Origin of the sequence: Enterococcus sp. AZ080 (genome assembly GCF_051714945.1) — a bacterium.
In the GTDB taxonomy this organism is placed as follows: domain Bacteria; phylum Bacillota; class Bacilli; order Lactobacillales; family Enterococcaceae; genus Enterococcus_B; species Enterococcus_B pernyi.
In genome coordinates this window covers 2,602,138-2,626,053 of sequence record NZ_JBIOSV010000001.1, presented here as the reverse complement: position 1 = coordinate 2,626,053, position 23,916 = coordinate 2,602,138, and the positions used below count along the sequence as shown (strand labels likewise).

Annotated in this window: 23 protein-coding genes, 1 other RNA gene and 1 other annotated feature; of the genes, 17 read left to right on the top strand and 7 right to left on the bottom strand. The window is 39.0% G+C overall.

Translation table 11 applies throughout. The annotated features are described in order from the left end of the window. Window positions 1-21: 21 nt before the first annotated feature. From IGK01_RS12460 to IGK01_RS12440, 5 genes are all read left to right on the top strand, one after another. Window positions 22-255, top strand: a complete 234-nt coding sequence (locus IGK01_RS12460; protein WP_016250009.1) for a hypothetical protein — start codon at window positions 22-24, stop codon at window positions 253-255. Further along, complete coding sequence (comGF, locus tag IGK01_RS12455) at window positions 239-664, top strand: competence type IV pilus minor pilin ComGF (RefSeq protein WP_409173623.1); 426 nt, start codon at window positions 239-241, stop codon at window positions 662-664. The genes IGK01_RS12460 and comGF overlap by 17 nt, the downstream gene beginning before the upstream one ends. Continuing rightward, window positions 636-989 carry a competence type IV pilus minor pilin ComGG gene (comGG, locus tag IGK01_RS12450; protein WP_010734202.1) on the top strand — a complete coding sequence of 118 codons (354 nt, stop codon included), beginning with the start codon at window positions 636-638 and terminating at the stop codon, window positions 987-989. Before comGF ends, comGG begins: the two co-directional genes overlap by 29 nt. Before the next feature lie 171 nt (window positions 990-1,160). Then, window positions 1,161-2,168, top strand: a complete 1,008-nt coding sequence (locus IGK01_RS12445) for a class I SAM-dependent methyltransferase (RefSeq protein ID WP_224434269.1) — start codon at window positions 1,161-1,163, stop codon at window positions 2,166-2,168. 24 nt (window positions 2,169-2,192) lie between these two features. Beyond that, window positions 2,193-3,374: an acetate/propionate family kinase gene (locus IGK01_RS12440; protein WP_062806107.1), complete on the top strand. Its 1,182-nt coding sequence runs from the start codon at window positions 2,193-2,195 to the stop codon at window positions 3,372-3,374. Window positions 3,375-3,566: 192 nt separating this feature from the next. Here the strand turns inward: IGK01_RS12440 and IGK01_RS12435 are convergent, their stop codons facing one another. Next, on the bottom strand, window positions 3,567-4,550 hold the full coding sequence (locus IGK01_RS12435; RefSeq protein ID WP_010734212.1) for a LacI family DNA-binding transcriptional regulator: 984 nt from the start codon (window positions 4,548-4,550) through the stop codon (window positions 3,567-3,569). Window positions 4,551-4,562: 12 nt separating this feature from the next. Beyond that, on the bottom strand, window positions 4,563-6,041 hold the full coding sequence (locus IGK01_RS12430; RefSeq protein WP_137072871.1) for a sucrose-6-phosphate hydrolase: 1,479 nt from the start codon (window positions 6,039-6,041) through the stop codon (window positions 4,563-4,565). 229 nt (window positions 6,042-6,270) lie between these two features. On the opposite strand from IGK01_RS12430, the gene IGK01_RS12425 reads away from it, so the two are divergent. Next, entirely contained in the window at window positions 6,271-8,223 is a 1,953-nt protein-coding gene (locus IGK01_RS12425) for a sucrose-specific PTS transporter subunit IIBC (protein ID WP_023520431.1), read from the top strand. A gap of 48 nt (window positions 8,224-8,271) precedes the next feature. Here IGK01_RS12425 and IGK01_RS12420 read toward each other — a convergent pair whose 3' ends face one another. The 4 genes from IGK01_RS12420 to IGK01_RS12405 form a co-directional block, all read right to left on the bottom strand. Further along, window positions 8,272-8,745 carry a universal stress protein gene (locus tag IGK01_RS12420; RefSeq protein WP_010734215.1) on the bottom strand — a complete coding sequence of 158 codons (474 nt, stop codon included), beginning with the start codon at window positions 8,743-8,745 and terminating at the stop codon, window positions 8,272-8,274. Window positions 8,746-8,816: 71 nt separating this feature from the next. Next, window positions 8,817-9,104 (bottom strand): hypothetical protein, encoded by a 288-nt coding sequence (locus IGK01_RS12415; protein ID WP_010734216.1) that lies wholly within the window; start codon window positions 9,102-9,104, stop codon window positions 8,817-8,819. 91 nt (window positions 9,105-9,195) lie between these two features. Beyond that, window positions 9,196-9,390, bottom strand: a non-coding RNA gene (ssrS, locus tag IGK01_RS12410) — 6S RNA. Between the two features lie 77 nt (window positions 9,391-9,467). Further along, window positions 9,468-10,748: a replication-associated recombination protein A gene (locus tag IGK01_RS12405; protein ID WP_438840798.1), complete on the bottom strand. Its 1,281-nt coding sequence runs from the start codon at window positions 10,746-10,748 to the stop codon at window positions 9,468-9,470. A 206-nt stretch (window positions 10,749-10,954) separates the two neighbouring features. On the opposite strand from IGK01_RS12405, the gene IGK01_RS12400 reads away from it, so the two are divergent. The 9 genes from IGK01_RS12400 (at window position 10,955) to IGK01_RS12360 (ending at window position 19,127) form a co-directional block, all read left to right on the top strand. Next, a complete protein-coding gene (locus IGK01_RS12400; protein WP_438840797.1) occupies window positions 10,955-11,623 on the top strand; it encodes a DNA-3-methyladenine glycosylase in 669 nt (222 codons plus the stop codon). Beyond that, complete coding sequence (locus IGK01_RS12395; protein WP_010734219.1) at window positions 11,592-12,080, top strand: DUF3013 family protein; 489 nt, start codon at window positions 11,592-11,594, stop codon at window positions 12,078-12,080. The genes IGK01_RS12400 and IGK01_RS12395 overlap by 32 nt, the downstream gene beginning before the upstream one ends. A gap of 12 nt (window positions 12,081-12,092) precedes the next feature. Further along, complete coding sequence (gene prmA, locus IGK01_RS12390) at window positions 12,093-13,040, top strand: 50S ribosomal protein L11 methyltransferase (RefSeq protein ID WP_010734220.1); 948 nt, start codon at window positions 12,093-12,095, stop codon at window positions 13,038-13,040. Next, window positions 13,041-13,802: a 16S rRNA (uracil(1498)-N(3))-methyltransferase gene (locus IGK01_RS12385; protein ID WP_375152521.1), complete on the top strand. Its 762-nt coding sequence runs from the start codon at window positions 13,041-13,043 to the stop codon at window positions 13,800-13,802. 231 nt (window positions 13,803-14,033) lie between these two features. Then, complete coding sequence (locus IGK01_RS12380; RefSeq protein WP_010734222.1) at window positions 14,034-16,247, top strand: RelA/SpoT family protein; 2,214 nt, start codon at window positions 14,034-14,036, stop codon at window positions 16,245-16,247. A gap of 11 nt (window positions 16,248-16,258) precedes the next feature. Further along, complete coding sequence (gene dtd, locus IGK01_RS12375) at window positions 16,259-16,705, top strand: D-aminoacyl-tRNA deacylase (RefSeq protein WP_010734223.1); 447 nt, start codon at window positions 16,259-16,261, stop codon at window positions 16,703-16,705. A gap of 579 nt (window positions 16,706-17,284) precedes the next feature. Beyond that, the gene (locus tag IGK01_RS12370; RefSeq protein WP_010734224.1) at window positions 17,285-18,544 is read left to right on the top strand and encodes a cytochrome P450; all 1,260 of its coding nucleotides are present in this window, start codon (window positions 17,285-17,287) and stop codon (window positions 18,542-18,544) included. Window positions 18,545-18,636: 92 nt separating this feature from the next. Beyond that, on the top strand, window positions 18,637-18,858 hold the full coding sequence (gene relB / locus IGK01_RS12365; protein ID WP_010734225.1) for a type II toxin-antitoxin system RelB family antitoxin: 222 nt from the start codon (window positions 18,637-18,639) through the stop codon (window positions 18,856-18,858). Continuing rightward, a complete protein-coding gene (locus IGK01_RS12360) occupies window positions 18,855-19,127 on the top strand; it encodes a type II toxin-antitoxin system RelE family toxin (protein WP_010734226.1) in 273 nt (90 codons plus the stop codon). The genes relB and IGK01_RS12360 overlap by 4 nt, the downstream gene beginning before the upstream one ends. A 157-nt stretch (window positions 19,128-19,284) precedes the next feature. Here IGK01_RS12360 and IGK01_RS12355 read toward each other — a convergent pair whose 3' ends face one another. Further along, entirely contained in the window at window positions 19,285-20,235 is a 951-nt protein-coding gene (locus tag IGK01_RS12355; protein ID WP_023520427.1) for an aldo/keto reductase, read from the bottom strand. Between the two features lie 130 nt (window positions 20,236-20,365). After that, window positions 20,366-20,577: a binding site (T-box leader), on the top strand. Window positions 20,578-20,642: 65 nt separating this feature from the next. Between IGK01_RS12355 and hisS the strand changes: the two genes are divergently transcribed. Beyond that, window positions 20,643-21,950 (top strand): histidine--tRNA ligase, encoded by a 1,308-nt coding sequence (gene hisS / locus IGK01_RS12350; protein ID WP_438770868.1) that lies wholly within the window; start codon window positions 20,643-20,645, stop codon window positions 21,948-21,950. Continuing rightward, window positions 21,950-23,716, top strand: coding sequence for an aspartate--tRNA ligase (aspS, locus tag IGK01_RS12345; RefSeq protein ID WP_438840796.1), 1,767 nt, complete (start codon window positions 21,950-21,952; stop codon window positions 23,714-23,716). The genes hisS and aspS overlap by 1 nt, the downstream gene beginning before the upstream one ends. Window positions 23,717-23,916 lie beyond the last annotated feature (200 nt).

Below are 23,916 nucleotides of genomic sequence, written 5' to 3'. Positions count from 1 at the left end.
ACAGCCATGAGTATTTATATTATGAGTTCTGGTAATTTGTTCTTGATCCAACAAGAACAAACCAAAGACCGAGAAATTCTTCTATTGAGGACATTGTATGAAGACGTGAGAAACTATCGTAGATATGGAGAGTTGCCGACAAGACCAGCAGAGTGGGAGCGGGGAACTACAGTAATCGATACGCAAAGCCAGAGAATAAGAAAAGTTTCAATCAATGATGGAAATGAAGTGATCGCCATTGAACGGAAGAAATAAAGTATCTGCTTTTACAATGATTGAATGTCTGATTGCATTACTTATTCTAAATACGATTCTTTTATCATTTGGTCTCTTTATTCGACAAAGCGAAAAGTTGAATACATTTTTTCAAAAAGACGAACAAACAGAATGGTTAATTTTCTTAGCTCAATTCGAAAACGAACTTGCTTCAAGTCAAAGTATTTCGATCATTGAGAATCGCTTATATTATGAAAACGAGAAAACGTTCGTCATAGAAGGCTATCAGCAAATGATCAGAAAACGTGGAACTGCTGGTGGCCATCAGCCTATGCTGACAGGTGTTAAGCATGTCCAATTCAAAGAAGAAGATCGAGTGATTTTACTGCATGTTGAATTTATGAATGGAGATAACAAGTATGGTATTTGGACAAAGCAAAAAACATAAGCGGTTAAAAGGAAATGTGTTGTTTTCGAGCTTGGCTCTTTTTCTATTATGTATATTCTTCATGCAAGGATTACTTGAAAGTTATCGTCTAAAAATAGACAGTTATTTACGCATAAAAAAATATTACCAAGCAAAGATCATCAAGCAAATGTTTCTGATGGAATCCAATCAGTTGGAAGAGCAAGGCAAAGGGGAGTATGATTACAATGTAGGTACGGTCCAGTATACAGTCAAACAGGACCTAGTGGAGCTAGTAATAACTGTTTCACCTTTCCAATTTGAATTTACAGAGCGAATCATTGATACAGAAAATACTACAGATTAAGAGGTTCCAAAGCAATAACCGTTCTTTTCTATAATACAGCTGTTTTGAAGGTGTTGAATGTTCGCTATTTCACAAAGAAAAAGGATGAAAACGATTGAAATTTTAGTGATTGTTCGTTAGAATTAAACAGGTAAAATAATTGTTATAATATATCTAGAAATGAGGCGCACGATGTTACCAGAAAAAATGGAACAAGGGTTTGAGCAAAACCTGGAAGCTATTCAGCTTTTACAAAACGCATTGGGAACTTCTTTTTTAGAAGCTTATGTTGAAAATGCCGAAAATTTAAGAGACAACTATCAAGTACGTGTAGTAGATGGTGTACCAAATGAAAAGACAACCCAACAGATCTCAGAACTTTATCAAAAACTGAGTGAATTATCATTTGAACCGGAAGAGTGGCGTCGTTTATCGCAGTTGCTTTTGTTAAAGGGAAGTCAAACCGAGCACTTACAAGCAAACCATCAATTGACACCAGATAGTATTGGTTTCTTGTTTGTTTTCTTGATCGAACAACTATTCCCTGATCATAAAGGAAAAATCGGTGTCTTGGATATTTCAGCAGGAATGGGCAATTTGTTATTAACAGTTCTTTTAAACCTAAACATTGCTGGATACCATACAGAAGGTTTTGGTGTGGATATCGATGATACACTACTCTCTGTCGCGGCTTCTACAAGTGAGTTGGCGCAAGCGAGTGTTCAATACTTTCACCAAGATGGATTACAAGAATTATTGATCGAACCAGTTGATGTCGCTATCAGTGACTTGCCAATCGGCTTTTATCCGAATGATCAAAAAGCGCAAGACTTTTTGACAAGCGCGACAGAAGGTCACAGTTATGCTCATCATCTTTTATTGGAACAGGCAATGAAATACGTCAAGCCAGATGGTTTCGGTTTATTCTTGATGCCAAGCAATTTCTTGGAGACAGAGCAAAGCGAGGACATTAAAAAATGGTTTAAAGAAGAAGGCTATCTTCAAGGTATGATCCAATTGCCGGATGAGTTGTTCCGAAATAAGCAATCACAAAAAAGTATTTTGATTTTACAGAAAAAAGGCAAACAAGCAAAACAAACCAAGGAAGTACTGCTTGTTAAACTTGATTCACTAAAAGAGCCAGAGAAGGTGACGAAGTTTTTTAACGAATTTAAAAACTGGAAATCAGCTTCCTTATAACTATTTACCAAAAAGGAGAGTAACATGTCAAAAACAATTGCAATCAATGCTGGAAGTTCAAGTTTAAAATGGCAGTTATACCAAATGCCAGAAGAAACTGTAGTCGCTAAAGGAATCGTTGAAAGAATTGGATTAAATGATTCAATTTTTACAATCAAATATGGTGAAGGCCAAAAATTTGAACAAATCTTAGATATTGATGATCATGAAGTTGCTGTAAAAATGTTATTAGACCAATTGATCGAATTAAATATTTTAGGCGCATATGATGAAATCACAGGTGTCGGACATCGTGTCGTTCACGGTGGAGAAACTTATGGTGACTCTGTAGTCATCGATGAAGAAGTAATGGCACGCATCCAAGAATTAGCAGAATTTGCGCCATTGCATAATCCTGCCAACTTAATGGGAATCAAAGCATTTAAGAAAATTTTGCCAGATATCCAAAGTGTAGCTGTCTTTGACACGTCTTTCCATGCGACTATGCCAAAACACAATTACTTGTACAGCTTACCAATCGCTTACTATGAAGATTTTAAAGTGAGAAAATATGGGTTCCACGGAACAAGTCACCGTTATGTTTCTGAACGTGCGGCAGACATGTTAGGTAAACCAATCGAAGACTTAAAAATCATTACTTGTCATTTAGGAAATGGTGCTTCAATTACTGCTGTTGACGGTGGTAAATCTGTTGATACATCAATGGGCTTCACGCCATTAGCAGGTGTAACGATGGGTACTCGTTCTGGTGATATCGATCCAGCGATCTTACCTTATCTAATGGAAAAATTATCGATCGATATCAATGAAATGGTTGATATCTTAAACAAAAAATCTGGTCTTTTAGGGTTAACAAATCTATCTAGTGATATGCGTGACCTTGAAAACAATTACGATAAAGAAGAAATCCGTTTGGCTTATGATGTGTTTGTTGACCGTATCCGTAAATATATTGGTGGCTATGTAACAACAATGAACGGCGTTGACGCAATCGTATTTACTGCGGGTATCGGAGAAAATGATGGTCATGTGCGTAATGAAGTGATCAAAGGTATGACATGGTTTGGTTGTGAAATCGATCCAGAATTGAACAAATTACGTGGTGAAGAGTTAGACATCTCAACAAAAGACTCAAAAGTCAAAGTATTAGTCATCCCAACAGATGAAGAATTAATGATTGCACGTGATGTAGAACGCTTGCGTTAATTTGGATGACGCTAAGAAATTAGTCAGATTAACATAAGGGTTCTAAAAAAAGAGTTGGACATTGTCCAGCTCTTTTTGGTTTTTTGCCTAATTTAAATCAGCTGAACGAAGCTAGAAGCAACGCCTAAGAAAAGTATATCTTCTAGTAATAGGAAAATAGAAGATATACTTTCATTCAAATCGCTGATTGTTTCATGTCGTGCTTCCTTGAATCAATTTCACTGGCAACACATAGTTGGATTCAAGTGGTTTCTCTGGATCTTGGATCCGTTGGAGCATTAGGTCGACTAAGATGTCAGCAATATCTGTAATTGGTTGTGCGATGGTCGAGAGCTGTGGGAAATAATTTTGAATCATTTTTGTTCCATCATACCCGATGATTTTTATTTCTTCAGGAATTTTAATATGCAACTCTTGACAGAGATTATAGGCTAAAATAGCAGTTAAATCGTCTGTACAAAATAAACCATCAATTGTTTCCATTTCTAAAATCCGTTTGATCTCTAAATTTTTTAAAGCAGTTGAGCGGGCAGTAGAATGAAAATGAAACACGTGCGGCTCTAACTGGAATTCTTCCATAAATGCCAAATATCCATTCAATCGTTGATTGGTCGGTGAATTTGATTCTTGGGAGCCAGTTAAGATGGCAATGTTTCTGGCACCTTTTAAATAAAGGTTTTCGGTAGCTAAGTATCCACCACGTAAATTGTCACTACTGATAATTGGAATTCCTTCTGCTAAATAGCGGTCGAAGGAGACAATGGGTAGTTCAATATTTTCGTATTCTTGGATACCCAGATTATGCGCTCCAGCAAGGATACCATCTACTTTGTTTGCAGCTAACATGTTGAGGTAGTTTCGTTCTTTTTCTTTATTGTTTGCACTATCGCATAATATTGAACGGTATCCTAAATCAAATAGCTTACTTTCTAATTGTTCGACTAATTCACCAAAGAAAGGGTTGGCAACTGTAGGAAAAATCAAGCCAATCAATTGGGTGTTTTTTCCTTGAAGAGAACGAGCCAATGAATTGGGTTGATAATTTAATTCTTTCATTGCTTGATTTACTTTATCGATTGTTTTTTGGCTCAATGAGCCGTAGTTATTGATGACACGTGATACAGTGGTTGGTGAGACTCCAGCCTTTTTGGCTACATCGGTTAATTTAACAACCATTTAACTTACCCTCTATTCATTCATTTTACGTAACTTCCAAAGCGTTCCTGAGAAGGCATGGTCACATTCGATCAAGAGTGTGGTCTGTTCGCTTGAAGGGAAAATTCGGGCAGTAGCCGTTTGTTTACCGTCATTGATAAAGATTTCGACTACAGAAATATCAACAAAGATTTGTAAAGACAAAGGTTCTTGTGAAATTGTAAATTCTCTTGTGACACCATAATCTTCTGCAAATACTTCTCCTGATAAGCTACGATCTATTTTCATTTTACCATGCCTGCGATCGAAAGAGAGGATCAATCCGTTATTTCCCATGGGATCACTACATAAATGAATTTTTCCACTTTGATTTTCTTTAAACTCTAAGTTGATTTCGTAGCGATTTTGCTCGGTATTTATCTGTGAGACTGAATGATTCAAAGAACATGGCGGATCAATCCGTAATTGACTCATTTCTTTTACAGGACGTTGATGGAGTGTCCCATTTTCAATCGTCAACTCTTTGACGATACTTAAACAATGAGCCCAGCCAAATGGATCAGTCGGATAACTGATTTCAGGCAACCCGATCCAACTAACTGCTAAGGCACGACCATCAGGAGCGTTGAATGCTTGAGTAGCATAAAGATCAAAGCCTTCGTCAAGGTTTTTAAGGGTTGAAGGTTGGGTAAGTTGATTCGTTTCGATGTCATAGGCTTCTCCGATGATGTAAGCATTCGGGTATATATTTTGATACTCCAAAATTGACTGTTCTAAGCCTTGTGGACAAAAGAGCAATAGCGCTTTTCCGTCAATGAATACTAAGTTAGGACACTCGATCATAAATCCCATCGATTGTTGCGTAAATTGTAAAGGACCTGCGTAAGACCAAGTGTCTAGATCGGGACTACGGTAAACTAAAATTTCCCCTTGTTTATTTTGATTTTGTGCACCCAACAATAACAAATATTCGTCTTTATAAAAAATCACTTGAGGATCTCGAAATTCTTGTGTATAGCCGTAAGGTGGCTTAGAAATCAGTGGGGTGGTTAATTTGGATAGTTCGCCATTAGGTTGCATCCATGCACCCAACTGATACGAAGTGCGTGCCCAATTTTCATCACGGACATTGCCTGTATAGGCCAAAAATAATTTGTCATTAACCGGAAGTGCTGAACCGGAATAGACGCCATGACTATCATATGATGTGCTGGGTAGAAGTTTCAATCCTTCCTCTTGCCAATCGACTAAATTCTTAGAAGTCAAGTGGTACCAAGATTTTAACCCATGAACAGCGCCCATCGGATAAGCTTGGTAAAATAAGTGCCATTTGCCGTTGAAAAAAGAAAAACCATTTGGGTCGTTCAACAAACCAGAAGGTGGCTGAATGTGGTAATCCAAACGCCAAGGAGAATGAGCTACTTGTTCCTTTAACAGTGTTTGATACTCTTGAGGCCACGCCTGATAAGCTTGATAACGTAGTTGACGTGTCCATTTAAAATTATTATTCATAAGTACGACTCCTTGTAAACGTATTCTATTATAGAATAGCTCGAACCAGCATTAATGTCAAACGCATATCATTATTGTTGTTTGTTTTATCATTCTCTCTAGTTATTTATTATAAAATATAAGCTTTATTTTTGATAAACGTTTGACAATTATGAAGTGTCGTGGCATACTCAAGCTAGGATAACGGTTACAAAAAATTGATGTTTAGATTATATAGGGGGGACAAAAAGTGGATTATAAAAAAGTGGCAAAAGAAATCAATGACGCACTAGGGGAAAATAATATCCAAGCTGCCGCACATTGTGCAACTCGTTTGCGTTTAGTATTAAAAGATCAAGCGAAAGTGAATCAAAAGGCACTAGATGCCATTGATGAAGTAAAAGGAACCTTTGAAGCAAACCATCAATTCCAAATCATTATAGGCGCAGGTGATGTGAATAATGTTTACGACGAACTTATCCAGCTGACCGGTACAAAAGAAGCATCGACTGACGATTTGAAAGCGGTAGCACAATCAGGGAAGAAACAGAATCCTTTTATGTCCTTGATCAAAGTACTGTCTGATATATTCGTACCAATTGTTCCTGCTTTAGTCGCAGGTGGGTTATTGATGGCAATCAATAATGTTTTGACCGCACAAGATCTATTCGGACCACAATCAGTGATTGAGATGTATCCTAATTTAAAAGATGTGACTAGCATTATTAATTTACTGGCTTCTGCTCCATTTGCATTTCTCCCGATCCTAGTAGGTTTTTCAGCAACGCGAAGATTTGGTGGCAATCCTTATCTAGGAGCAGCAATGGCAATGGCGATGGTGATGCCGGAGCTGGTCAATGGGTACAGCGTAGCAAATGCTGTGGCAGAAGGAACAATGCCTTATTGGAATATTTTTGGGTTAAACATTGCTCAAGCAGGTTACCAAGGATCGGTCTTACCAGTTTTAGCTGTTTCATGGATTTTGGCGAATTTAGAGAAATTTTTCCATAAACGTTTACTTAATGCATTTGATTATACATTTACACCGATGTTAGCAATTATCATTACAGGTTTTTTGACATTCGTTGTGGTTGGTCCAGTGATGCAAACAGTCGGAGACAGCTTAACAGCAGGATTGAGTTGGTTGTATCAAACAACCGGAGCAATCGGTTTAGGGATTTTTGGTTTGTTCTATTCACCAATCGTGATCACTGGTCTTCATCAAAGTTTTCCAGCAATTGAAACATCTTTATTGGCTGATGTGGCTCGAACGGGAGGAACATTTATTTTCCCAGTTGCTTCAATGGCAAACGTTGGACAGGGGGCAGCAACACTTGCCATCATGTTATTGACTAAAAATACAAAGCAAAAAAGTTTAGCAACTTCTGCTAGCATCTCTGCTTTACTAGGAATTACAGAGCCAGCAATTTTTGGTGTCAATCTAAAATTAAAGTTTCCATTTATTTGTGGAATGATTGCTGCCGGGATTTCCTCCATGTTCATCGGTTTTTTCCATGTACTTGCTATTGCTTTAGGTCCCGCCAGCGTCATCGGCTTTATTTCAATTACGCCTAATCAGATTCCTTTTTTCATGATAGGTATCCTGATCAGTTTACTCGTTGGTTTCACTACAACATATCTTTATGGGAAAAAACATGCATACCTACTTGCTAGTGAAGAACCGGAAACAGCAGATGTACCGAGTGATGCAAAAGAAGAGGAGGAACGTGTGATAGAAGAAGTAATCGTCGCTCCTGTTTCTGGTGAACTGATATCACTGCAAGCAGTAAATGACCCTGTGTTTTCTCAAGAAATGATGGGGAAAGGAATAGCAATCAGACCAACGGAAGGACTTTTATTTGCTCCAGCCGATGGTGAACTGACTGTTGTTTATGAATCGAAACATGCCTATGGGTTGAAAACAGATGCTGGTGGAGAAATTTTGATCCATATCGGTATTGATACAGTTGAATTAAATGGTCAAGGGTTTTCGACAGAATTTCAGGTAGGAGATAAGGTAAAGAAAGGCCAGTTGTTGGGAAGATTTGATCAGCAAAAGCTCAAGCAAGCCGGCTATGATGATACGGTAATGGTGATTATTACCAATTCTTTATCGTATGAATCAATTACTCTTGTTACAGAAGGCACAGTAGACAGCAAAGAAAGATTGCTCATGCTACGTTCAAAGACAGAATCTAACTAATAAAAAGCATTGAGAAATTTTTATTTCTCAATGCTTTTTATGAAATAATTACTTATCTTCTTTTTTTGGTAATTGATTTTCTAAGTTTGTACGTACGACTAGAACATCACATGCTGCATTGCGAATAACGTATTCTGAAACAGAACCGATAAATAGACGTTCGACTGCGTTGAGTCCAGTTGCACCTAAAAGGATCAAGTCCACTTCATGGTCTTCAGGGATTTCTTTAGCAATGATATGCTTTGGAGAACCGTATTCTACCACAGTTGTCACTTGATGTAATCCAGCTTTTTTAGCTTTCATCTCATAATCGGCTAGTGTTTGCTTGGCCATTTCTGTTGCTTGTTCTGCCAACATGCCATCAAAGGATGAAACAGTTTGGAAAGATCGTGTGTCAATGACATGAGCTAATAAAAGCTCGCTGTTATTTCTTAAAGCAACGTTTACTGCTTTTTTAAACGCTAATTCGGCTTCTTCAGAACCGTCGACCGCAACCATGATTTTTCTATATTGTTGTAACATCAGCATTCACTCCTTCAAAAAAGATACTTGGTTTACAATTCTATTGTAAAGCAAATTCAAAGAAATGAGAATTATTTACTGTCAGGTTTCGTCATTTTTTTGGCAAAACCGATGCTGAAGACAGAGGCAACAGCAATTACGATGACTAAATAAAGTAATGCAAAAAAACGATGATTGATTGCTACGACAACGAGTCCTAGAAGTCCTAAAAATGCGTAGATCGAACCGAAAATACTTAGAAAATCTTGATTCTTTTTATTCTGTTCGATAAGAACGAAAAAAATCGTTTGTTTTTTAAATAAGTAATAACTGACAAATAATAGCAATAAGGCGGCAATCGCCATCAATAAACGAATCATTGTATCCACTCCTACTTTTTCTAAAACCAATCATACCATAAAAGAGGCAGCACCGATAAATCGGTACTGCCTCTTAATAGGTAAAAAAATGGTAATCTCCGTTAATGCCGTTGTTTGTCCTGTAGTATTGATCCCGCGAATTCAAGCAGGTGGGTCCCATGGTCGTCGCATCGAACTACCAAATGATAAGGCATGTTACCAGCTGTGACACAAGACAGGTCCCAAGATATCAATAAAAATGTTCGGTCAACACACAAAGAGGACAATTCGAACATCACAGATTTCCCACTTCTATAGTAGCACATGGATTTAAAAAGAGCAATGTGGGCGCTCAATAATTTTGAACGCTTTCAATGACGGTGGTTATTGTGTTTTTTTCTGCCATTCTTTAATGCGCTGATATTGCTGTCCTAAGGCTTGTTCGTACTTCCCAGTATTTTTAGGTTGATAATACTGTGTATGTTTCAGTTTATCAGGTAGATATTGTTGATCGACCCAAGCATTTTCGTAGCTATGAGGATATTGATAGTCTACACCTCGATTCAATGACTTGGCCCCTTGATAATGGCTATCTTTTAAGTGATCAGGAACTTCGCCTGCCTTTCCTGCTCTTATGTCTGCAATGGCTGTATCTAATGCGGTATAGGCAGAATTGGATTTTGGTGAAAGGCAAAGATCGACGACTGCATCAGCTAAAGGGATACGACCTTCTGGTAGACCTAAACGTTCGGCAGCTAGCACAGCGTTGACTGTTCGAGCCGCAGCAGCAGGGTTGCCTAAGCCAATATCTTCGTAGCCAATCACCATCAGGCGACGACAAATACTTGCTAAATCCCCAGCTTCGACTAAACGCGCCAAGTAATGTAATGCAGCATCCACGTCGCTCCCACGAATGGATTTTTGAAATGCGGAGATCACATCATAGTGAGCATCCCCATTTTTATCATGCGTCAATGCTTTTCGCTGGATACACTCTTCGATAATCGCGAGGGTGAGATGAATTGTACCGTCTTCTTGTTTTTTAGTGGAACGTACAGCAAGTTCCAAGCCATTAAGTGCGCTTCTCAAATCACCGTTAGTGGCACGAGATAGATGAAGCAAGGCATTTTCATCTATTTTAATCGATGATTCTCCTAAGCCATTTTCTTTATCGGACAATGCACGACGAATTGCTAATTGGATATCTTCTTCGTCTAACGGTTTTACCTCAAAGATCTGTGTCCGACTACGGATTGCTGGATTAATCGTGATATAAGGATTTTCAGTGGTTGCCCCAATCAAGATGATACGACCGTTTTCTAAATGCGGAAGTAAAAAATCTTGCTTTGTTTTATCTAATCGATGGACTTCATCAAGTAAAAGAATCACAGTACCGCTCATTCTAGCTTCTTCGGCGACAACTTGTAGATCTTTTTTAGAATCGGTCGCGGCATTCAACATCCGAAAGGCAAAATTAGTTGAGCCAGCAATGGCACTAGCGATACTTGTCTTTCCTGTGCCGGGTGGTCCATATAAAATCATGGAAGATAACATTTCTGCATCAACCATTCGGCGAATGATTTTACCTTCACCAACTAAATGGCGTTGGCCAACGACTTCATCGATATTTTTCGGACGCATCCGATAGGCTAATGGTTGTTGCATCAGTCTGCCTCCTTTAGATTATTCGTTCGTTTATTATAACATATCTCATAGGATAAAGGGGCGCAAAAGGCGGAGGAATAGTCAGAATAGGGCGAGAAGCTAGAAATAGGTTTCTCTAGTTCAGCAATGGTAATCGCCAACTCGTTGACCCGCTTTTTTCATAGCTTCTTTGCCTAATATTGTGTATGATAAAGGTGGTGAAGCAAATGACAAATCAAAAACAATTAGATGAACTTTTATTAAATAAAACAACGGCAGAAGTGGCAAAAGATTTACTAGGAATGTATCTGGAATATGAAACACCAAATGAGCGCTTAGGGGGCTATATCGTAGATGCAGAAGCTTACTTAGGTCCGGAAGATCTGGCTGCTCACAGTTATGGTATGCGGCGTACGCCTCGAGTGCGTGCAATGTATGAAGAACCAGGAACGATCTATCTCTACACGATGCACACCCACTTGATTTTAAATATCATCACACAACCTGAAGGAGTACCACAAGGAGTGATGATCCGTGCCATTGAGCCTGTGGAGGGGATTGAGCAAATGAGCCTGAATCGCAAAGGGAAGGCGGGTCCTGATATTAGTAATGGTCCAGGGAAATTAGTGGCAGCCTTAGGTCTATCACCAGATTTATATGGACAGTCGATTCGTGATAGCTCGTTGCGTTTGGTTTTTGAGAAAAAACGGCTACCAAAAAAAATATTGGCGTTGCCTAGAATCGGTATACCGAATAAAGGAGAATGGACGGAAAAACCATTGCGTTTTGTCGTTGCTGGAAATCCGTATCTTTCATTACAAAAAAAGAACCAAGTCGATGAAGACTGGGGTTGGAGGAAACAAAATGAAGAAAACAACAATATTGGATTACCTTGATACAGCCATTGAAAAGAAGATCACAGACTATGATGTGGCGTTAGATTGGGACACAAAAAACCATACGATTGAGATCGTGGTACGTTTATTTGCAGAAAATCAGGCACATTTTGAATTAGATGATGCCCAAGGTGTTGTCTCGGAAGAAGAAATCATTGAATTTGAAGATGGTGTCTTATTATTCAACCCAGAAAAATCTATATTTGATGAGCAAGATTATCTGGCAGTGATCCCTTATGAAGGAAAGAAAGGGTTAGCGAGTTCTGTAGCCGATGCACTGATTGACTACTTGAATGATGTATTAGCACAAGGTCAAAGTGATCTTTTAGATTTTTTAGATGCAGAAGACGAAACGGCTGTCTTTGAATTGAAATGGGACAACCATGTGTTCACACGTTTAGTCGAAGAAAAACAACAAAATGAAAAAGATGTATATCTACCCTATCCCAGCTATTAAGGAGCAACGTATATGAAATGGAATGAAGTCAAAATCGAAACGGCGAGTGAAGCGGTTGAAGCAGTCGCAAATATTTTAATGGAAGCAGGAGCGAGTGGTGTCGCGATCGAAGATTCATTGGACGTCGAAAATTTTAAATCTGATCCTTATGGAGAAATCCTGACAAAAGAAGATTTTACAACGATTGAAGAGGGTGCCATCGTGATGGCTTATTTCCCTGAAACGATCTTTTTACCGGAAATTTTACCCTTTATCAAAGAACGTGTGACAAAATTACCCGAATTTGGATTAGCGATCGGTAAGAACATTGTGACGGTGAGTGAAGTCGAAGAAAGCAATTGGGCAACGGCTTGGAAAAAATATTATCATCCGGTTCGGATCACACGTCTACTAACTGTCGTACCAAGTTGGGAAAGTTATCAAACGACTGATCCATTAGAAAAAATCATTACATTAGACCCAGGGATGGCGTTTGGAACAGGTACGCATCCAACGACTTCTTTGACATTACAAGCACTGGAGTCGACCTTGCGAGGTGGAGAAACGCTTTTAGATGTCGGTACTGGTTCCGGAGTGTTGAGTATTGCGGCGAAGCATTTAGGGGCAAAAGAAGTCTATGCGTATGATCTCGATGAAGTGGCAGTACGTTCAGCAAAAGAAAATATGGACCTAAATGAAGTAGCAAAAGATGTGCATGTGTCAGCCAATGACCTATTAAAAGGCATCGAGAGCGAGAGCGATGTGATCGTAGCTAATATTTTGGCAGATATCATTTTGTTGATGATTCCTGATGCGTGGCGTTTACTAAAACAAACTGGGACGTTGATCGTTTCTGGAATCATTGAAGAGAAGAAAGAAATGGTTCTTACGGCGATGGAAGAACAAGGTTTTGTTGTCGATCAAGTGTTCCAACAAAAAGATTGGTATGCCATTATGCTAAAAAAGCCTGAGGTGGATTAAATGCAACGATATTTTCTAGATGAGCCTTATCGACCACAAGAGCGTTTTGTAATAGAGGGTGAAGCCTATCACCATATGGTAAGAGTTATGCGAATGGCAGTGAAAGATCAGGTCTATTTAGCATTTAACGACCAGATCGCGATCATTGCAGAAATCAGTGAAATGAAGGAGAATGAAGTCTTCTTAGTCGAAGTGGCGAAAGAAAGTGTTCAAAAAGAATTACCCTGCAAGATCACGATTGCTAGCGGATATCCTAAAGGGGATAAGTTGGATTGGATCGTACAAAAAGGGACAGAGCTAGGCGCTCACGGGTTTGTGGGATTTCCTGCTGCTGCTTCTGTCGTTAAATGGGATACCAAAAAACGCAAAAAGCGACAAGAGCGGTTGGTCAAGATTGCACAGGAAGCGGCGGAACAGTCGCATCGCCAAGTCGTACCGCAAGTATCTTTAATGGAGACAGAAAAGCAATTTTATGAGACGCTCAGTTCGTATGATGTCCTTCTGGTTGCATATGAAGAATCAGCAAAACAAGGGGAAGCCGCTAATTTAGCCAAAATACTGCAATCTGTTTTACCAGGTACTCGGATCCTTGCAGTGTTTGGCCCAGAAGGCGGATTATCACCTCAAGAAATCGCTCATTTCGAATCACAAGGTGGCATTCTTTGTGGTCTTGGTCCAAGAATCCTACGAACAGAAACTGCGCCATTGTATTTGTTAAGTGCCGCAAGTTTCCAACTTGAATTACAAGCACTTAGCAAGTAATAGGCGAGTTAATCGTTAGGGATAACGATCTTCTACAAAACAAATGTATGAATTTTCCTATTTTCTTGATCCCTCAAAGTGAAAGTGGGATTTTGCCTTTTGTACGGAATTGAAAATCATTGACACAATCGGTATAATAAGAACAATTATTTAATCCTAAGCTATAAAAAAATGCTTTCTCACGACAAAAAATATCTGTTTTGATTATGAATAGAAAGGGGGATGTTTCCCATGCCAAAAGAAGAAATATTAACAGGGCCTGATGTCATTAAGATGGTTAGCCAATACATGGGACCTGAACATGTCGCTTTTGTGCAAAAAGCATGTGACTACGCGACCACTGCACATGAGGGACAATTTCGTAAATCAGGAGAACCTTATATCATCCATCCGATCCAAGTTGCAGGGATTCTTGCAGATCTACGAATGGACCCCCATACGGTTGCCACTGGTTTTTTACATGATGTGGTAGAAGATACAGAAGTAACCTTAGAAGATTTAAGAGAAGCCTTCGGGAACGACGTGGCAATGTTGGTGGACGGAGTGACGAAGTTAGGGAAAATCAAATACAAATCCCACGAAGAACAACTAGCGGAAAATCACCGCAAAATGTTATTAGCTATGGCTCAAGATTTACGTGTAATCATGGTGAAGTTAGCCGATCGTTTACATAACATGCGTACGTTAAAGCATTTGCGGGAAGATAAACAACGACGCATTGCGCAAGAAACATTGGAAATATACGCACCGCTTGCTCATCGTTTAGGGATCAGTCGAATCAAATGGGAATTAGAGGATACGGCGCTGCGTTATCTCAATCCAAAGCAATATTATCGAATCGTTCACTTGATGCAAACAAAACGAGAAGAACGTGAAAATTATGTCAGTGGTACAGTGGAGGATATCCGTTTAGCAACGGAAGAATTGGGGATTTTTGCAGAGATCTATGGTCGCCCGAAACACATCTATTCGATTTACCGTAAGATGAAAGACCAAAAGAAGCAATTCAATGAAATCTATGATCTACTGGCAATCCGAGTGATCGTGGATTCGATCAAAGATTGTTATGCAGTACTAGGAGCGATCCATACGAAATGGAAACCTATGCCAGGTAGATTCAAAGATTATATCGCGATGCCTAAAGCGAATATGTATCAATCGTTGCATACAACTGTTATCGGACCAGCTGGCAACCCTGTCGAGATTCAGATCCGTACCCAAGAAATGCACGAAATCGCTGAGTTTGGGGTAGCTGCTCACTGGGCATATAAAGAAGGAAAAGGCGACAAAGTTGAACCCGATGGGATGACAAAACAGTTAAGTTGGTTCCATGAGATCATCGAATTGCAAGATGAAAGTTACGATGCTTCTGAATTCATGGAGGGTGTGAAAGGCGATATCTTTAGTGATAAAGTCTATGTGTTCACTCCTAAAGGCGATGTGACTGAACTTCCTAAAGGATCAGGACCGTTAGACTTTGCTTATAGCATCCATACAGATATCGGGAACAAAACGACTGGTGCCAAAATCAATGGGAAAATGGTCCAATTAGATTACAAATTGAAGAATGGTGATATCATCGAGATTCTGACTTCACCAAATTCATTTGGACCAAGTCGTGATTGGCTGAAATTAGTAGCCACAAGTAAAGCGAGAAATAAAATCAAGCGTTTCTTCAAAGGGCAAGATCGAGACGAAAATGTGACGAAGGGCCATGAAGCTTTAGTGAAGTGTATTATGGATCTTGGTTTTGTACCAAAGGAGATTCTTTCAAAAAATAAATTACACGACGCATTAGAACGCTTGAATTTTCAAACAGAAGAAGATATGTATGCTGCGATTGGTTATGGCGAAGTAAGTCCATTGACGATGGCTAATCGCTTGACTGAAAAAGAGCGGAAAGAACAAAAAATCGAGCAACAAAAACAAGAAGCAGAAGAGTTGATGAATCAACCTAAAAAAGAGCCTGAAAAAATGAAGGTTCGTCATGAAGGTGGCGTCGTCATCCAAGGTGTTGAAAACTTGTTGATCCGGATCAGCCGTTGTTGCAATCCTGTACCAGGGGATGACATCGTGGGCTATATCACCAAAGGACGTGGTATCTCGATCCATCGCAAAGACTGTCCGAATGTCCAACCGGATAAACCAAACGTGGAAGAACGGTTGATTGACGTTGAATGGGAAGACACTTCAAATACGAACAAAGAGTATGATGCTGATTTAGAGATCTATGGCTATAATCGTTCGGGCATGTTAAATGACGTCTTGCAGACAGTGAATGCGATGACTAAAAATCTAAACAGTGTCGAAGCACGAACGAATAAAGACAAAATGGCGACGATCCATTTGACAGTAGGGATACGTAACTTGTCACACTTGAAAAGTATTGTCGATAAAATCAAGACTGTACCGGATGTATATAGCGTACGCCGGATGAATGGCTAGGAGGTAGTACTTTGCGCGCAGTGATCCAACGAGTGAGTCAAGCAGCTGTGTCGATCAACGAACGAGAAGTGGGGCGTATCGATCATGGCTTGTTGATTTTGCTAGGTGTTCATGATACAGATACGCAAAAAGACGTCGATTATTTGATCAAAAAAATTGCCCAGATGCGTATCTTTGAAGATGAACAAGGAAAAATGAATTTAAGTATTGAAGATGTCAAAGGAGCGCTGTTGAGTATTTCTCAATTCACTCTTTTTGCAGACACAAAAAAAGGCAATCGACCAAGTTTTATCGCAGCAGCACGTCCGGAAACAGCGATTCCTTTATATGAAGCATTTAACGAAGGGCTAAGACAACGAGGAATCACAGTTGAAACAGGAGAATTTGGTGCAGATATGGCGGTTTCTCTTGTGAATGATGGCCCAGTGACGATCATTATTGATTCTCAAAATAAATGATAAATGAATAAAAAAGATCAGTCTGATTTTGATGAAGTTTCTCAAAATCAGACTTTTTTTATTCTCCCTCATTTTGGCAGCCATTTTTATTTTTTGTTCGTTAGTATTACTGAGATGAGAGAAATCAGACAACGATAGACGAGATACTTTCCCACCGCTATGATAATGGCTTTGATTACTGGGCAATACCAGACAAAAAATTGATCAAAGAAGTCCCTTTCACTACTTTAGAATGCCATTATATCTTTTAGTTGCAAGTAAAATATTCCTTTAGAAGCTATAATTTATTTTATGATGTCTATGTTTTGTCTTTTTACAAACATGCTAGAAAAGACGTGCGGTTCAAAGAGGCATTTCACGAGTTGACTACAAAGCTAGACGAAGGAATGAGGTGAATGACAGAGTCACAGAACGTTATAATGAAATCTTATTAGTGATGAGGAAGCCTTTTATTCGAGGTTAGGCAGCTCAAGAGAAATAAATGGTATGGCTTTGTCTCAAACACTTCTTTTGTCAGTTTTATTGTACAAGGAGTATCCTAATAATATCTAAAGTTATTTATTAGGAGGAGCAAAAAATATGCAAGAAATTCCCGTGGTCGATATCAAAATGACCGAAATCAAAAAATACTATAACGAGGGCTACAAAATGCTTGGAAAGCTAAGAGAAGAAGCCCAATCACCTGTTGTGAAAGCAAAGATATTCAATAAGGAAGCTGTGATCATCTATGGAGAAGAGGCAGCGAAACATTTTTATGATCCAAGAAATTTCAAACGAGAAGGCGCAATGCCTAAAATGGTCCAAAAAACATTATTTGGAAAGGACGGTGTGCAGTCTTTAGATGGCGCGGAGCATCATCACCGTAAAGCAATTTTTATGGATTTGATGACACCAGAGCGAATGGAAGACTATCATCAAATATTGGATCGAGTATTGGCACATGAATTGGAACAACAACATGGTACTTTTGAGTTATTTGACCTGAGTAAAAAAGTACTTTTTACCGCCATCTGTGAATGGTCAGGAATCAACTTAGCGGATTATTCAGAAGAAGAGATCAACCAACTGGCAGATTATCAGATCTCTATGATCAGTGGGACAGTCACTTCGCCACTCGATCATTTTAAAGGTGTAGAAAATCGGAAAAAATCAGAAAAATGGGCACAAGAGTTGTTGGAAGAAGCACGAGAAAATCCAGTAGCCGGAAAAGAAAATGTAGCGCTTTATGCTTTTGCGAATGCGACTGACCTTAAAGGTAATCTTTTGCCTTTGGATATTGCGTCGGTAGAATTATTGAATATCATTCGGCCGACCGTGGCATTGACCGTATGGGCGGCGTTGATGGGGCATGCTCTTTTCAGCCGACCAGATCTCTATCAACAACTAAAAAACGATTTTAAGGAACTGCAAGATCCTTTTATTCAGGAGATGCGTCGGTATTACCCATTTTTCCCAATGTTACCCGCCTTTGCTTTGCAAGATGTAGAAGTAGACGGCTATCGCATCCCTAAAGACAGTTGGGTGATCTTAGATTTGTATGGAACAAATCATGATGAACGGACAGTGGATTCACCAGAGGCATTTTTGATCAAACGGTATATTGGTAAAGCGAAAAAAATCTCTTATGAAGAAGAGTATGAGATGATTGCACAAGGTGGCGGTGACTTCCGAAAAATGCACCGATGCGCAGGTGAATGGATCACGTTGCATAGTTTACGCGTTTTTTCCGATCAATTAGTGAATCGTTTTGCCTTTTCTGTGCCAGAACAAGACTGGACGATTCCATTCAATCAATTTCCGACTTATCCAAATAGTCGAGGATTGTTATATAAAGAGTAACGTGGGGGCAATACAGTATTTTATTGACAGTTGTATACATTTGTATTACGATATAGATATGTAATACAAATGTATACAGGAGGTGTCAAGGTATGAGTAATATTACGTTTCGTGTATCAGACGAAGAAAAAGCATTTATGTTAGCAATGGCTGATTTGAATGGAATGACCGTTTCAGAATTGGCAAGGACAACTTTATTAGAAACGCTAGAAGATCAGATTGATATGGATATCTATAATAAAGCGATGAAAGATCATAAGAGTCTTGATGAAAGTATCTCGCATGAAGAAATGAAAAGAGAACTAGGATTATGAGGAAGCAATATCTTGTCCGTTATGAAAAAGGTGCACAAAAAGCATTGAAAAAAATGGATAAATTTCAAGCTTCTTTGATACTATCATGGATAGAAAAAAATCTTATCAATACAGATAACCCCAGACAATATGGTAAAGGGTTAGTAGCGAATAGGAGTGGCGAATGGCGTTATAGAGTGGGGAATTATCGGATCATTGCAGATATAGATGATGAAGTGATAACGATTTTGATCGTACAAATTGGTCATCGAAATGACATCTATAAATAGTGTTTTATGTATAGATTTGATTAATTTGAATGGAAGTTATTCAACCAAAAATTAACTTCTTTCAACCAATTTTAGCCCTATTCAAATAGTCGAGGCTTACTGTATCATTTATAAAAAAACAGCTACATCATTTTCTTGATGTGGCTGTTTTTGAGTATTATTTAAACTCTCGGAATAACTGATCGATTGTTTGGGCATCTTCTAAAGATAAATGAATATCCAAAGCTTTGGCATTGTCTGCGACTTGTTCGGGTTTCTTTGCGCCAGGAATGACAAATGAAATCCGCGGGTGCGCGATATACCAAGCTAAGACTAATTGAGCAGTAGTTGCTTGGTACTTTTCAGCAAGCGGTTTGAGTTGATCGACCGCTGTGATGATTTGTTCATATCGTTCACCTTGAAAGTTTGGTTTGTTCTTTCTAGGATCATCTTCAGAAAAATGTTTTGGACTTTCTAGATCATACTTGCCAGTCAATAAACCTGAAGCAAGTGGGAAATAAGGCACAAAACCAATCTCGTTAGCTTCGAGGTAAGGGAATAATTCTTTTTCCGCTGTGCGATGGATCAAACTGAATTGATCTTGTACGATATCGACATAGCCGTCTTGGTTGGCTTCTTTCAATTGCTCTAAAGTGAAATTAGACACACCGATAGCACGGATCTTCCCTGCTTCTTTTAGTTCGTGTAAAGCGGCAACTGCTTCATTTTTAGGTGTTGCTTCATCTGGAAAATGGATATAAAAAATATCGATATAATCTGTTTGCAGACGTTCTAACGCTTCATCGACTGATTTCTTCAAAAATTCAGGAGAGTTATCAAATTTTTTCGGTTGATCTGGAAGATGTGCTGCTTTGGTGGCAATAATAATACGGGAACGATCATAAGCCGGTTCTTGCAAGACTTCTCCAATCAATTGTTCCGAACGACCTTCGCCATAAATATAAGCAGTATCAATAAGGTTCAAGCCATTATCTAAGGCAGCTCTGACGACTTCTTTTCCAGTTTCATCCGCTAATCCTGAAAAAAGATTGTGCCCTCCGACGGCATTTGCACCTAAGCCGATTGCTTCGGCATATACTTGAGAATGACCAATTTTTACTTCTGACATTTTTTTACCTCCTTTTTTATTTAGTCTAAATCAAAAAGAAAAAAAGCTAAATCAAAATGACTTTAAAAAAGAAATCAATAAGAATCTACTTGACTTTGCGCTGTGTTTTTAGTAGGTTATAATTAATATCTAAATATCGATGAAAGAGCGAGTAAGTAACTAAATGCTTTATAAGAGAGGATCGTCGTGGCTGAGAGCGATCTAAAACAAGTAGTTTCTGAAAGACACTCTGGAGATGGACGCGTGCAAAGCCGTCCCGTAAACGAGCGTTAATCGTGAGAGGAAAGAGCAATCTTTCAAATATAGGTGGTACCGTGTATGAAATAATCATTCACCCTTGTTCATGGCGAACAAGGGTGTTTTTTGTTTGCATTGATTACATAGCGTGAAGAAAAGGAGAGAAAAAGATGAGCTTCCAAAGACCAAAAGGAACAAATGATATTTTACCTGGAGAATCTGAAAAATGGCAATTTGTTGAAGAAACTGCCCGTTTATTATTTAAAGATTATCAATATAATGAGATCCGCACGCCGATTTTTGAGCATTATGAAGTGATTGCTCGTAGTGTAGGGGATACGACTGATATCGTTTCAAAAGAAATGTATGATTTTTATGACAAAGGCGAGCGTCATGTTACGCTTCGTCCAGAAGGAACTGCACCAATCGTTCGTTCATTTGTTGAGAATAAATTATTTGGACCAGAATATACAAAACCTTACAAAACATTTTATATGGGACCAATGTTTCGTTATGAGCGCCCGCAAAAAGGTCGTTTACGTCAATTCCATCAAATCGGTGTCGAAGCATTTGGCTCAGACAATCCTGCGACGGATGTTGAAAGCATGGTGATGGCATTAGACTTCTTCGAACAATTAGGAATCAGTCAAATCCGTTTAGTGATCAACTCTTTAGGCGATCAAGAAACGCGACAAGCGTATCGTCAAGCGTTGATCGATTACCTTGTACCGTTTGAAGCAGAATTAAGCGAAGATTCACAACGTCGTTTACATGAAAATCCATTGCGTGTATTGGATAGTAAAGACAAACGTGATCAAAAATTCGTAGCAGAAGCGCCTTCAATCTTAGATTATTTAAGTGAAACAGCAAAAGCACATTTTGATACAGTGATTGCCATGTTGGATGCGTTAGATGTACCTTATGAAATCGACAGCAATATGGTTCGTGGGTTAGATTATTATACGCATACGATTTTTGAAGTGATGAGTGACGCACCTAAAATGGGCGCACAAGCAACGATTTGTGCGGGTGGCCGTTATGACAACTTGGTCAAAGAACTAGGCGGACCAGCGACACCAGGATTTGGTTTTGCGATGGGGATCGAACGTATTTTATTAACGATGGAGGCAGAAGAAGTAGCTGTCCCTGTAATGAATACATTAGATGCCTATGTGGTGGCACTAGGCGAAGAAACAAATATCGAAGCGTTGAAAATCGTTCAAGCAATCCGTGATTTTGGTTTTTCCGCAGATCGTGATTTTATGGGACGTAAAGCCAAAGCACAATTTAAGACAGCAGACAAAGCCGATGCGAAGTTGGTCTTGGTGATTGGTGCGGATGAACTAGCAAATCAAACGATCAACGTCAAATCAATGGCTAATCGTACAGAGAAAAGCTTTGCACTAGAAGATATTTATGAACACTTTGATAAAGTCTATGATGAAATGACATTATCTACTGAACAGGAGGAAAAATGATGGCACAACGAACAGTTTACTGTGGACTGGTTTCAGAAAAGCAGTTAGGACAAACAGTTACATTAAAAGGTTGGGTACAAAAAAGACGTGACTTAGGTGGCGTGATCTTTATCGATTTACGTGATCGTGAAGGGATCGTTCAACTTGTCTTTAATCCAGAAATCAATAAAGAAGCATGGGAAATCGCAGATAAATGCCGTAGTGAATATGTCATTGAAGTGACAGGTACAGTAAAAAATCGGGATGAATTGGCAATCAATCCTAAAATGGCAACGGGTGAATTTGAGATCATCGCGGATGAAATCATTATCTTGAATCAAGCCAAAACACCACCTTTCTTGATTGAGGATGAACAAACGATCAGTGATGAGATTCGTTTGAAGTATCGTTATCTTGATTTACGTCGTCCAAAAATGACGAACAATATCAAATTGCGCAACGACACAACGAAAGCAATCCGTCATTACTTGGATGACCATGATTTCTTGGATATTGAAACACCTTATTTGGGCAAATCAACACCAGAAGGCGCGAGAGATTACTTAGTACCTTCTCGTATCCATGCAGGGCATTTCTATGCTTTACCACAGTCACCACAGTTGTTCAAACAATTATTGATGAATGCTGGATTTGATCGTTACTATCAAATCGTTCGTTGTTTCCGTGATGAAGATTTACGTGGCGACCGTCAACCAGAATTTACACAAGTCGATATTGAAACGACTTTCTTGACCGCTGAAGAAATCCAAACCTATACAGAAGGATTGATTGCTAAAGTGATGAAAGAGGTACGTGGTATCGAAGTCACTTTACCATTCCCTCGTATGACATATGATGAAGCAATGAGCCGTTATGGAAGTGACAAACCTGATACACGTTTTGACATGGAATTGATCGACTTGAGCACGGTTGTGAAAGACGTTGAATTTAAAGTCTTCCAAATGGCACTTGAAAATGGCGGAGTGGTCAAAGCGCTGAATGCGAAAAATGCAGCAAGCAAGTATTCACGTAAAGATTTAGATAATCTTGGACAATATGCCACTCAGTTTGGCGCAAAAGGACTAGCTTGGTTAAAAGTAGAAGAAGATGGCTTGAAAGGGCCTATTGCGAAATTTATGGGCGAGGCATCTGAAGCATTGATCCAAGCAACAAACGCTGAAGTTGGAGATATTTTATTGTTTGGTGCAGACAAAGAAGAAATCGTTGCAGCCACTCTTGGAGCGATTCGTTCTCGCTTAGGAAAAGAATTAGACTTGATCGACGAATCAAAATTCAATTTCTTATGGGTGACAGAATGGCCACAATTTGAATATTCAGCAGAAGAAGGCCGCTATGTTTCCGCGCATCATCCGTTTACGATGCCTAAAGCATCCGATGTCGAGTTATTGGAAACTGATCCGGCAAAAGTCTACGCAGAAGCGTATGACATCGTCTTGAACGGCTATGAATTAGGTGGGGGATCGTTACGTATCCATACAAGAGAATTACAAGAAAAAGTATTAAAAACACTAGGCTTTTCTGAAGAAGAAATGGAAGAGCAATTTGGTTTCTTATTAAGTGCATTAGACTATGGCTTCCCACCACATGGAGGAATTGCCTTGGGACTTGATCGCTTTGTGATGTTGCTTGCAGGTGAAGAAAACATTCGTGAAGTGATTGCTTTCCCTAAAAATGGTAAAGCAGCTGATGTCATGAGTGATGCGCCAAGTACTGTTTCTGATCTTCAATTATTTGAATTGAACATCAATGTTACAGATGTTGAATAACAAATAAGAAAGAGAAGTTATTTTCATAGGAATACCAAGGTTGTGAAGGAGTCACTGATAAGTCGCGATTGATTCGTGCTAGTGACACTGGAGCAACCTTTTTTTCTCTTATATTGGAATTTCCAATCTTTTTTTCAAAGAAGTCTCTTGATTATATTCTAAAAGATCATATAATAAGGGCATACCAGATAAAGCGAGGC